The organism is Candidatus Epulonipiscium viviparus, from assembly GCF_000171335.1.
In the GTDB taxonomy this organism is placed as follows: domain Bacteria; phylum Bacillota; class Clostridia; order Lachnospirales; family Cellulosilyticaceae; genus Epulonipiscioides; species Epulonipiscioides viviparus.
This window is the reverse complement of sequence record NZ_ABEQ01000086.3, coordinates 1-13,436: the sequence shown is the minus strand read 5'-3', so window position 1 is coordinate 13,436 and position 13,436 is coordinate 1. Positions and strand designations below refer to the sequence as shown.

Sequence of the window (13,436 nt, the reverse complement as noted above, 5' to 3'; positions counted from 1 at the left end):
AGCAACACTCGTGTGGAAGCGGTCAGGCCGAATTATTTCTAGATTAATAGATTTGCGGTGTTGACGCATTCGGAGCCAGTTCAAAAAGTATGCGGATTCGGAAGTCGAGTCGTTAGCCGAAGAGTTTGGAGGAAAGATCGTGTTCCATGGAGGAGTTGATACGCAAGGGATTTTGCCAAATGGCACTGCAGAAGAGGTTGCTGCTGAAACTAGGCATATAATAGAAACTTTGGGTAAAAAGGGTGGCTATATTTTGATGGCGTCTCAGGCATTTGAGGGAGATGTTCCGRTTGMAAATATAGAAGCGGTCTATAATGTTTCGAGAGAAGTGTAAAAAATAATTTATGCTACCCCCTATAATTGTCATAAAAAACATGTTAGACTGTGCGAGAAATTGGTTCTCAGGAACTGTAATAAAGGAGTAAGAGTTATGGAAAAAGATTGTAATTGTCATTCATCTGAGGAATGTRGTTGTGGCGCTGGCTGTGATTGCCATGGAGAAGAGCTACCTGTACTTTATTTGACMTTTGATGAYTCGGATGAGGAAGTTGCTTGCGATGTACTTGGAATTTTCCCTGTTGATGGAAAAACTTATATAGCAGTGGTTCCGCAAAATGAAAATGAAGAAGAGGAAGAYGAAGTTCTTATATATCGCTATGAAGAAAATGAGGACGGCGAAGATCCTATGCTGGATGACATTGAATCTGAAGAAGAATACGAACGAGTTTCAGCTGAATTCTTTGAGATTTTCTTTGAGGAAGATGAAGAAAGCGAAGAAAACTAAAAATATAGTGGCTCGCCAATTAGATGCAAGCCACATCTTTTATTAAAATAATTTCAATAATCTATTAACAATAGCAGCGATTTCTGATCTGCTAGCAAAGCCTTGAGGATCAAGTATAGTATTGTCTTTACCAAATATAATTTCATTTGCTACTGCCCACTCCATAGCGTTGACAGCCCACGGAGAAACATTCATAGAATCTCTAAATAAGTTCAAGCTCATGGTTTTGGTGACATCGGCATTCATGTATATTGCATAATTATAGACAGCGTTGACAAGTTCTTCTCGTGTGATTGTATTATCAGGACGGAAAGAGTTGCCATACATATTAAACAAATGATGATCCGCAGCCCAGTTGACTGCCGAAGCATACCAAGGCTCGTCCTGTGCTGCATCTTCTTCTGCCGCCGCCGATAATCTATATAGGATAGCTGCGATTTGAGCACGGGTGGAGTTGGCTAATGGAATAAATCGAGTATCAGTCATTCCAACCATAATGCCTTGATCAAAGACTGCTTCTACATCGTCAAAAAACCAGTCCGACGCTGTTACATCGATAAACGGCATTTTTACCGTCGAGTCTACCATAAATATTGAGAAATGGTTGGTGTCGAATGAAATTTCATTAAGCGTTTCTGAATAGGTAGTTGCTAACGCTTCTAACGTTCCATCCTCTGCGACATGGTAAACTTGAATAGAGTTTGGATCATGATTTTTTGGCAAGAAATATTCGAGAGTGATGGTGATTGGGTTATCGAAATCACTAACTTTTTGATCGTCCTTTAAAATATCGATATTAAATGCAAAGTCCCCGTCAATTGCTTCAGTCTGAGCGGCTGATAGCTCCAATTTATCGTCTACAGCGATGCTAAATGTAACATCGTCATGTCTAACCTTAGATATCAATTCACCAAAAGCGCTATTATTCAAAGTAAACCTTCCCAAATCTGTTGCAACATACAACGAGCCATCTTTTGCCAAATCTGAGAGAGAATGAGCATCGAGGGCGACGTCCACCTGATCTACTGCAGGAGAGCTATCCACAAAAATATTTAATCTCGGAGTTTTATCGCGCACAGAATCTAGAAGATCATCGATAGCATTCCGAACAATTACGCTAGGAATAGATGAACTTGTAAACCCGTGAACCGCATCTTTGTCCGAAATATTAATATCCACAAAAGTAGAATCGTTAGAGTGTACCGGAGAATCAGTTTTGAAAGAATCAGTTTTCAATGAGCTATTACTGTACCCGCTACTTCCACTGCTGCTCCCGCCACTGCTTCCACCGCTATATCTGTTACTACTTCCACTACTACTTCCGTTCGTAGAAGAAGTTTTGGAGCCATATTTTTTAGCATTATTGAAAGAACTGATCGCAGCTGAGAGTTCAGATTTAGTAGAATCTACCTCAGATTTCGATGCATCTGAATTATCGTAAACGCTCTGAGCACTGGCAATGGCATCGGTGAGTGCGGCATAAATTTCAGTAGAAACCCATTTGGATGAAGGAGAAATATCCGTACCGTCATCGCTAGATTTTGCGGTTGCAAGGGTAGCGTTAGCCGATGAGAGTAATGTCTCTAATGCGGCCTTGTCAACTGCACTGACCATCGTGCCATTTTGCTTAGCATTATTGAAAGAAGTGATCGCAGCTGAGAGATCGGCTTTAGCAAAATCTACCTCAGATTTCGATGCATCTGAATTATCGTAAACGCTCTGAGCATCGGCAATGGCATCGGTGAGTGCGGCATAAATTTCAGTAGAAACCCATTTGGATGAAGGAGAAATATCCGTACCGTCATCGCTAGATTTTGCGGTTGCGAGGGTAGCGTTAGCCGATGAGAGCAATGTCTCTAATGCGGCCTTGTCAACTGCATTGACCATCGTGCCGTTTTGCTTAGCATTATTGAAAGAACTGATCGCAGCTGAGAGATCGGCTTTAGCAAAATCTACCTCAGATTTCGATGCATCTGAATTATCGTAAACGCTCTGAGCATCGGCAATGGCATCGGTGAGTGCGGCATAAATTTCAGTAGAAACCCATTTGGATGAAGGAGAAATATCTGTACCGTCATCACTGGATTTTGCGGTTGCGAGGGTAGCGTTAGCCGATGAGAGTAATGTCTCTAATGCGGCCTTGTCAACTGCATTGACCATCGTGCCGTTTTGCTTAGCATTATTGAAAGAACTGATCGCAGCTGAGAGTTCAGATTTAGTAGAATCTACCTCAGATTTCGATGCATCTGAATTATCGTAAACACCCTGAGCGCTGGAAATGGCATCGGTGAGTGCGGCATAAATTTCAGAGGAAACCCATTTGGATGAAGGAGAAATATCTGTACCGTCATCACTAGATTTTGCGGTTGCAAGGGTAGCGTTAGCCGATGAGAGTAATGTCTCTAATGCGGCCTTGTCAACTGCATTGACCATCGTGCCATTTTGCTTAGCATTATTGAAAGAACTGATCGCAGCTGAGAGTCCAGCTTTAGTAGAATCTACCTCAGATTTCGATGCATCTGAATTATCGTAAACGCTCTGAGCATCGGCAATGGCATCGGTGAGTGCGGCATAAATTTCAGTAGAAACCCATTTGGATGAAGGAGAAATATCCGTACCGTCATTGCTGGATTTTGCGGTTGCAAGGGTAGCGTTAGCCGATGAGAGTAATGTCTCTAATGCGGCCTTGTCAACTGCATTGACCATCGTGCCATTTTGCTTAGCATTATTGAAAGAACTGATCGCAGCTGAGAGTTCAGMTTTAGTAGAATCTACCTCAGATTTCGATGCATCTGAATTATCGTAAACRCYCTGAGCATCGGCAATGGCATCGGTGAGTGCGGCATAAATTTCAGTRGAAACCCATTTGGATGAAGGAGAAATATCCGTACCGTCATCRCTAGATTTTGCGGTTGCRAGGGTAGCGTTAGCCGATGAGAGTAATGTCTCTAATGCGGCCTTGTCAACTGCATTGACCATCGTGCCRTTTTGCTTAGCATTATTGAAAGAASTGATCGCAGCTGAGAGWTCRGMTTTAGTAGAATCTACCTCAGATTTCGATGCATCTGAATTATCGTAAACGCCCTGAGCAYYGGMAATGGCATCGGTGAGTGCGGCATAAATTTCAGTAGAAACCCATTTGGATGAAGGAGAAATATCCGTACCGTCATCACTGGATTTTGCGGTTGCGAGGGTAGCGTTAGCCGATGAGAGTAATGTCTCTAATGCGGCCTTGTCAACTGCATTGACCATCGTGCCGTTTTGCTTAGCATTATTGAAAGAACTGATCGCAGCTGAGAGTCCAGCTTTAGCAAAATCTACCTCAGATTTCGATGCATCTGAATTATCGTAAACGCTCTGAGCATCGGCAATGGCATCGGTGAGTGCGGCATAAATTTCAGTAGAAACCCATTTGGATGAAGGAGAAATATCCGTACCGTCATTGCTGGATTTTGCGGTTGCGAGGGTAGCGTTAGCCGATGAGAGTAATGTCTCTAACGAAGTCTTGTCAACTGCACTGACCATCGTGCCGTTTTGCTTAGCATTATTGAAAGAACTGATCGCAGCTGAGAGATCGGCTTTAGTAGAATCTACCTCAGATTTCGATGCATCTGAATTATCGTAAACGCTCTGAGCACTGGCAATGGCATCGGTGAGTGCGGCATAAATTTCAGAGGAAACCCATTTGGATGAAGGAGAAATATCTGTACCGTCATCACTGGATTTTGCGGTTGCGAGGGTAGCGTTAGCCGATGAGAGTAATGTCTCTAATGCGGCCTTGTCAACTGCATCGATCATCGTGCCATTTTGCTTAGCATTATTGAAAGAACTGATCGCAGCTGAGAGATCGGCTTTAGTAGAATCTACCTCAGATTTCGATGCATCTGAATTATCGTAAACGCTCTGAGCACTGGAAATGGCATCGGTGAGTGCGGCATAAATTTCAGAGGAAACCCATTTGGATGAAGGAGAAATATCCGTACCGTCATCACTAGATTTTGCGGTTGCGAGGGTAGCGTTAGCCGATGAGAGTAATGTCTCTAATGCGGCCTTGTCAACTGCATTGACCATCGTGCCATTTTGCTTAGCATTATTGAAAGAAGTGATCGCAGCTGAGAGATCGGCTTTAGCAAAATCTACCTCAGATTTCGATGCATCTGAATTATCGTAAACGCTCTGAGCACTGGCAATGGCATCGGTGAGTGCGGCATAAATTTCAGTAGAAACCCATTTGGATGAAGGAGAAATATCCGTACCGTCATCGCTAGATTTTGCGGTTGCGAGAGTAGCGTTAGCCGATGAGAGTAATGTCTCTAATGAAGATTTATTACCGATGCCAATTTGGGTTCCCGCACGTTTGGCTTCATCGAACGCCTTCGAAGCTTTATCGAGAGCCTCAACCGCGGAATCTACAACGGCCTGTTTGGTAGCATCATTCGCAACGGCAGTAGCAGTTGATATCGCATCGGAAAGCGCATCGTAATCGGAGTGAGTAACCCACATGTCGGCGACATCAACATCGGCACCATCATCACTGACTGTTGCACTCGCGAGGTTAGCGGCAGCCGCATCGATAGACGCTAATAACGAAGTTTTATCGGCAATTTCAATTTTGGTTCCCGCACGTTTGGCTTCATCAAACGCATTCGAAGCTTTATCGAGAGCCTCAACTGCGGAATCTACAACGGCCTGTTTGGTAGCATCATTCGCCACGGCAGTAGCAGTTGATATCGCATCGGAAAGCGCATCGTAATCGGAGTGAGCAACCCACATGTTGGCAACATCAACATCGGAGCCGTCATCACTGACTGTTACACTCGCGAGGTTTGCGGTGGCCGCATCGATCAAAGTCAATAATGAAGTTTTGTCAGCGACCTCAATTTTGGTTCCCGCACGTTTGGCTACATCGAATGAATTCGAAGCTTTATCGAGAGCCTCAACCGCGGAATCTACAGAAGCCTGTTTGGTAGCGTCATTCGCCACGGCAGTAGCAGTTGATATCGCATCGGAAAGCGCATCGTAATCGGAGTGAGTAACCCACATGTCGGCGACATCAACATCGGCACCATCATCACTGACTGTGACACTCGCGAGGTTAGCGGTGGCCGCATCGATCAAAGCTAATAACGAAGTTTTATCGGCAATCTCAATTTTGGTTCCCGCACGTTTGGCTTCATCAAACGCATTCGAAGCTTTATCGAGCGCTTCAACCGCGGAATCTACAACGGCCTGTTTGGTAGCGTCATTCGCCACGGCAGTAGCAGTTGATATCGCATCGGAAAGAGCATCGTAATCGGAGTGAGTAACCCACATGTCGGCGACATCAACGTCGGTGCCATCATCACTGACTGTTACACTCGCGAGGTTTGCGGTGGCCGCATCGATAGACGCTAATAATGAAGTTTTGTCAGCGACCTCAATTTTGGTTCCCGCACGTTTGGCTTCATCAAACGCCTTCGAAGCTTTATCGAGAGCCTCAACCGCGGAATCTACAACGGCCTGTTTGGTAGCATCATTCGCCACGGCAGTAGCAGTTGATATCGCATCGAAAAGCGCATCGTAATCGGAGTGCGCAACCCACATGTTGGCAGCATCAACATCGGAGCCGTCATCACTGACTGTTACACTCGCGAGGTTAGCGGCAGCCGCATCGATCAACGCTAATAACGCAGATTTGTCGGCAATCTCAATTTTGGTTCCCGCACGTTTGGCTTCATCAAACGCATTTGAAGCTTTATCGAGAGCCTCAACCGCGGAATCTACAACGGCCTGTTTGGTAGCATCATTCGCCACGGCAGTAGCAGTTGATATCGCATCGGAAAGAGCATCGTAATCGGAATGAGCAACCCACATGTTGGCAGCATCAACATCGGAGCCGTCATCACTGACTGTTGCACTCGCGAGGTTAGCGGCAGCCGCATCGATAGACGCTAATAATGAAGTTTTGTCAACGACCTCAATTTTGGTTCCCGCACGTTTGGCTTCATCAAACGCATTTGAAGCTTTATCGAGAGCCTCAACCGCGGAATCTACAACGGCCTGTTTGGTAGCATCATTCGCCACGGCAGTAGCAGTTGATATCGCATCGGAAAGAGCATCGTAATCGGAATGAGCAACCCACATGTTGGCAGCATCAACATCGGAGCCGTCATCACTGACTGTTGCACTCGCGAGGTTAGCGGCAGCCGCATCGATAGACGCTAATAATGAAGTTTTGTCAACGACCTCAATTTTGGTTCCCGCACGTTTGGCTTCATCAAACGCATTTGAAGCTTTATCGAGAGCCTCAACTGCGGAATCTAAAACGGCTTGTTTGGTCGCGGTTCTCAAAACAGCAGTAGCGGTTGATATCGCATTAAACAAAGTGTCACAATCGGAGTGAGTAACCCACATGTCGGCAACATCAACGTCGGTGCCATCATCACTGACTATTGCACTCGCGAGGTTAGCGGCAGCCGCATCGATCAACGCTAATAACGCAGATTTGTTAACGACCTCAATTTTGGTTCCCGCACGTTTGGCTTCATCGAACGCCTTCGAAGCTTTATCGAGAGCCTCAACCGCGGAATCTACAACAGCCTGTTTGGTAGCGTCATTCGCCACGGCAGTAGCAGTTGATATCGCATCGGAAAGCGCATCGTAATCGGAGTGAGCAACCCACATGTTGGCAGCATCAACATCGGAGCCGTCATCACTGACTGTTACACTCGCGAGGTTTGCGGTGGCCGCATCGATCAAAGCCAATAACGCAGATTTGTTAACGACCTCAATTTTGGTTCCCGCACGTTTGGCTACATCGAACGAATTCGAAGCTTTATCGAGAGCCTCAACTGCGGAATCTACAACGGCCTGTTTGGTAGCGTCATTCGCCACGGCAGTAGCAGTTGATATCGCATCGGAAAGCGCATCGTAATCGGAGTGAGTAACCCACATGTCGGCGACATCAACATCGGCACCATCATCACTGACTATTGCACTCGCGAGGTTTGCGGTGGCCGCATCGATCAAAGCTAATAACGCAGATTTGTCGGCAATCTCAATTTTGGTTCCCGCACGTTTGGCTTCATCAAACGCCTTCGAAGCTTTATCGAGAGCCTCAACCGCGGAATCTACAACGGCCTGTTTGGTAGCATCATTCGCCACGGCAGTAGCAGTTGATATCGCATCGGAAAGCGCATCGTAATCAGAGTGAGCAACCCACATGTTGGCAGCATCAACATCGGAGCCGTCATCACTGACTGTTACACTCGCGAGGTTAGCGATAGCCGCATCGATAGACGCTAATAATGAAGTTTTGTCAGCGACCTCAATTTTGGTTCCCGCACGTTTGGCTTCATCAAACGCCTTCGAAGCTTTATCGAGCGCTTCAACCGCGGAATCTACAACGGCCTGTTTGGTAGCATCATTCGCCACGGCAGTAGCAGTTGATATCGCATCGGAAAGCGCATCGTAATCGGAATGAGCAACCCACATGTTGGCAGCATCAACATCGGCACCATCATCACTGACTGTTACACTCGCGAGATTAGCGGTGGCCGCATCGATCAAAGCTAATAACGCAGATTTGTCGGCTGGAGCTCCCAAACTTTTTTCATCAAATACTTTTAGAATTTCTGCTAGATTGAGTTCATATTGCGTGAGTTGATTCTGGCTGAGTTGTGTACCGGAACTCAAGATTGTAAACAGATTTAATATGGTATCTTTGGCAGTGTTATAAGATTTGAGAGGAATCCAGTATTTGTTTGTAGCGATGTCCGTTCCATCAACGCTTCCCGCTGTGGTGGCAAGTAGCTCTTGAGCAAACATTAGAGCATCGATTAATTTTGTTGGATCCATCGTCGCAACCTTTTTGGCAGCAGTGAAAGCCTTTTGCGCCGTATCGACTGCCATAGACGCATTATTCACATCGACTTGAGTGGCTGCAGTGGTAGAAGCAACCGCCTTGCCACTTGCGATTGCCGCTTCGAGCGCTTCGTATGTCGCGGTATCAACCCAAGTAATACCAGCGATTACGTCAAAGCCATCGTCGCTTTTGGCAGCTGTAGTTAGTTCTGAGATGGCGGCTTTGAGAGATGTTTGTAATGAAGATTTGTCGGCAAGACCGGGATTGGTGCCAACATGTTTTGAAGCATTGAAGGTCTCGATCGCATTCTGTAAGTTGGTCGTTGCCCTATCGATGTAGTTCTGATTGGCAGATTTGTTACTAAGAGAGCCTTCGGCCATGACAATAGCCATGACGATAGCGTTTTTTGTAKTTGCAGTTACCCATACTTGATCAGAATCCAAGTCAGCGCCGTTGTTAGAACTGGTATGAATTTTTGTATGAGTCTGCTTTGCTATATTGATTAGATTGGCTAGCGCTTCTCTAGTCACGACGGCAGTTTTTTTATTGGCAGCAAATACGATGGTTGCAGTGGCGATGTCGCTCTTGGCTGACGAAATTTCATTTGCAGTAGCCGTGGCTTTGGAGACTATAACCTCTCCATTTGCTATCGTGGTTTCGAGTGATTCATAGATGGATTGGAAAACCCATGTCGCTCCGTCTGCAACATCTTTGCCGTCTACACTTTTGGTGGCAGCATCGATCAAAGTTTTCGCATTGGCTATCGCGGCTTGTAGTTCTGTTTTGTCGAGCTGAGTACCGTCTTTGAAATCAAATTCATAATTTTCGATAGTTCTGGTAGCTTCTATAATTTGTGTAGAGGTGGCATCGGGATTATCGTATACTGCTTGTATTGCCGCAAGAGTGGCGGTGGCGGCGGCATGCTCCGGTTGTGTGATCCACTTTTCGTAGATAGAAATATTACTGCCATCGGTACTGATTTGGATACCATCTATAATGCTTTTCATGGAGTTGATGGCGTCGTTTAGTTTATTTTTATAGGTTGATAGCGCTACTGTTCCGGGATATCGATTATGATTCATAATATCGTTGTAGTACGCTAACATAGCATATGCTCGATCGGCCTCTATTTGAGTGGAATGTGAATTTATATTTTCCGCAGCGGATAGATGTTCTATTACTGAATCATAATATTGTTCAGATAACCAATACTTATCGACAGGAATATCATCGCCATTGTTACTTCTTAAAGTTATTTCTAAACCAGCTTGTACCAAATCGATGGTCTTTTGCAAAGAGTATGTATCTATGGGTTGAGTCCCTTCTTTTTTGGCTCGATTAAAGCTGGTATATGCTGCAACAAGGGATGTATGCAGAGAATCAACTTCGGCCTGAGTTTTGGCAGCAGAAGCTTTGGCTATTGCAGTTTGGAGAGCGTCGTACTCGGCATAGGTTGTCCATTGATTATAGGGATTTAGCTCGGCACCAGTTTCGGAAACCGCCGTCGTGGCTAAATTATTTTTGGCAGCAACAATTAAGGCCTCGAGCGCAGAGGCATCGACAGTTTCGCTAGACAAAGTGGCAATGGTATTAGAGAATATGCCACTTCCGTATTGGATATCATCTCCGGTGAGGTATGTGAGCTGATTTCCTGCTAAAGCAAAGCCCCATATTTCATGTGCGGAGTGTTCTTTGGAGGCGGCGGGAAGTGAAATATCGAGATCGACCACTTCTGATTTTTGAGTTGCAAAATTATATTTCATAATTGCCTGAGGCGTGTTATAGTATAAAGCTCCATCGTGATATCCAAAACCCGTAAATTTTCCGATCCAGGTTAAGTTAGATGGAGTCTGCCAGGTTATATTTGGAAGAACATCYGCGATTAATTTAGACTCGCCAGTTGCGGTATCCATAGAGTATATACTTCCTGTTATATCCTTTGATGATGGTCGATTGTTATCTATATAATATGCAGTTCCRTCAACAAAAGCGAAAGGTGAAGTGGTAAGAAACCGATCTTCATATTTGGTACTATCGGCCGTATATACTACAGTKTTTGTCCAATCATCTGGCGTTTGATTTATCTGAATTTTTCTAGAACTGCTAATCATAAAGTTACTATGTGAGGCCCGCCCAGTTCGATTTGGGGTAGGATCGGCCCAGGTAAAGTCGATATTATACCACTCACCATCGCACTCGACCATGTTCCAGATGTGGTTAAGATGTCCTGAGGATACTGTAATATTGGGAATGTTTAACTCGTTTAATATTAGCTTTGCAACATCAGCATACGATTCGCAAACTCCTACCCYCTCTTCAAYAAAACGCGCTTTGTCGCGAACTTCGGCTTCTGCGTTTAAACCTTCTGTATCGTACGCATACGTAACAGCCAGGTAGTCGTTTAAAATCAGTAGCTTGTCCAAAACGGTGTTTCCGCTCGCAGTTAAAGAGACCACTTTGTCGATCTCGTTTGATAAWATTGTAAAGTAGTAGTCATAATTATCGGCCAAATGTCGATCATATTTTGGAATTATAGATTTCAGCATGTTGTCATCATCTACAAAATAGTTCCAACCCTCTATAACATGAAATAGGCGTTTATCGTTGGCKAGTAGTTCGCGAAAAAAAGTGTTKCCTTCTTCTTTAGTCATGTTTAACGAAGACATATCTATAAGAGGAGCTTCGGCGATTAATGATTGGACCATTGACTCCTGAAATGCCGCCGAGTCTTTTGAGGTGTATAAGGGGGCATCGTGGGGCCAGGTGGTGGATGTGTCCAGAGGATTATATTCATATACTTCCATATGTACGGCATTCTCGTTCGCATATGTTATCTGAACAAAGGGGCTATAATTAAACATGGATGGAATGGCTATTTGTTGTAATAGCATAGAAGATATTATAAGTGTACTAAATTTTCTTTTCATAAGCGTCATCCTTTTCTTTTTATATTTAGGTTACGCCTATATTGTACCTTTTTGGCACATTTTAGTCAAATAATATGCCCGAAGTTTCCTTGTCAATTTTAGGCAATCTGGATTTTTTTTGTATTTACGAACAATTAATTGCTATTATACAAGTAGAAAACCTAATTTTTTCTGRTACTCACAAACARCTGATTTCGGTTATGCAAGTAGAAAACCATTTTATTTACTTTATCTTGCGATGCTTTCTTATCATCTAGTAATAACCGACTTTCGATAAGCTTGTCTTCTAAATAAGTGTAATATGTTGGAGATGTCCAAAAAATTTTATCCTCATTGAGGTCCGCTGGACTTGTGGCTGTCGTGGCAAGATTATTTTCGGCAATAGCTACTATGCGTGCCAATAAAGTTTTGTCGGCTTTAATTTTTCCGGATTCTTTAGCGAAGTTAAACTCGGAGTACGCAGCAAGAAGGGCGTCCTGAGCTTCGTCTGTTGCGGCTCCTTCGGAGGCAGCAGAAATTGCGTCGGCAAATGCTTCGTATTCGGTTGCAGTTACCCATTGGTTATATGGATTTATGTCGTCTCCGGTTGGGTCAACTATTACGGTATCGAGATTGGCTCGCGATGTATCGATAAGCTGTTCAAGAGCGTCGTTGGCGGCGACACTAACCAGGTTATGTTCAAAGTCAGATAATTTTTTTATGTCATCTCCAGAAACAAGCGTGAGTTGCGTATCTGAAACCTTTAGTCCCCACAACTCTTCGGTCATATCGATATTTAATGGAGTAGCCTTGTCGGTGGTAACGTCATATAGCATCACAGTAGTAGGGGTGTTATAGTATAGCATTCCGCCGATTTCTCCAAATCCTGTATATTTTCCGGCATAATATGTAGAAGCGGAGGTATACCATTTCGTATCTGCAAGTGCCTCGTAAATCAACGTGCTTTCTCCTGTTTKCACATCGAGAGAATATATATTTCCCGTTGCAGATCCGTCGTCCGTTGTAACATTGTTAATATAATAGAGGGCATCGTCGAGAACAGCGAACGGTGCGGTCGTGGCTCTAAACATTTCTTCATATTTTAAACTGTCRGCGATATACGGAACAGTGTTTGTCCAATCATCGAGTTTTTTATTCAGCTCAATTTTTCGATCATTACTTACCATAAAATTTTCATGCGAAGCTCGACCAGTTAAATTTGGCGTAACATCTGACCACGTAAAATCAACGTTATACCAGTGCCCCTCGTTTTCTACCATATTCCAGATGTGGTTTAATCGTATAGATGAAACGGTAATATTTGGAATTCCAAGCTCGTTTAGCACTAATTTTGCAAAGTCAGCATACGATTCACATACGCCGCGTCGCTCCTCAATAAATCGAACTTTATCGCGAATTTCRGTATCAGATTTTAAACCCAAAGTATCGTATTCAAAATTGGTCGCCAGGTAATCGTTAATAATAAGAATTTTCTCCAAATCCGTTTTGCCCTCCGAAGCTAAAGCAACGACCTTGTCAATTTCGGTATCTAGTAAATTGTAATAATAATCATAGTTATCAACTAAGTGCCTGTCATAGTTTGGATAGATCGTGGTTAATACTTTGTCGTCGTCTACCTTGGGATACATCCAACCCTTTAACACATGAAAAAGGCGCTTGTCATTTGCTAACAATTCGCGAAAATACGCGTTAGCGTCTTCGGTATTTAGATCTAAGTGGCTGATGTCGATRGCGATTTCCTCTTTTAATAACGCATTGGCGATCAGCTCTTTTGCCATATCCCGATTGCGAGCGGAGCTTGGCCAGGTTACAGAAATATCGAGGGCGGTGTCTTCTTTGATTTGTAAGATTGGTTCAGATGGTATGTACGCTTCGGTTTTTA

4 protein-coding genes are annotated in these 13,436 nt (G+C 44.1%); 2 read left to right on the top strand and 2 right to left on the bottom strand.

Going from position 1 to position 13,436, the window contains the following annotated elements; translation table 11 throughout:
* The first annotated feature begins 139 nt into the window (after positions 1-139).
* The gene (locus tag EPU_RS14200) at positions 140-334 is read left to right on the top strand and encodes a hypothetical protein (RefSeq protein ID WP_010169248.1); all 195 of its coding nucleotides are present in this window, start codon (positions 140-142) and stop codon (positions 332-334) included.
* A 96-nt stretch (positions 335-430) separates the two neighbouring features.
* Positions 431-784: a DUF1292 domain-containing protein gene (locus EPU_RS10625; RefSeq protein ID WP_029488387.1), complete on the top strand. Its 354-nt coding sequence runs from the start codon at positions 431-433 to the stop codon at positions 782-784.
* Positions 785-826: 42 nt separating this feature from the next.
* Here EPU_RS10625 and EPU_RS10620 read toward each other — a convergent pair whose 3' ends face one another.
* Positions 827-11,554: an S-layer homology domain-containing protein gene (locus EPU_RS10620; protein WP_029488386.1), complete on the bottom strand. Its 10,728-nt coding sequence runs from the start codon at positions 11,552-11,554 to the stop codon at positions 827-829.
* Positions 11,555-11,715: 161 nt separating this feature from the next.
* Positions 11,716-13,436 (bottom strand): transglutaminase domain-containing protein (locus tag EPU_RS12395; RefSeq protein WP_044150200.1); only part of this gene is annotated, 1,721 nt, incomplete at its 5' end.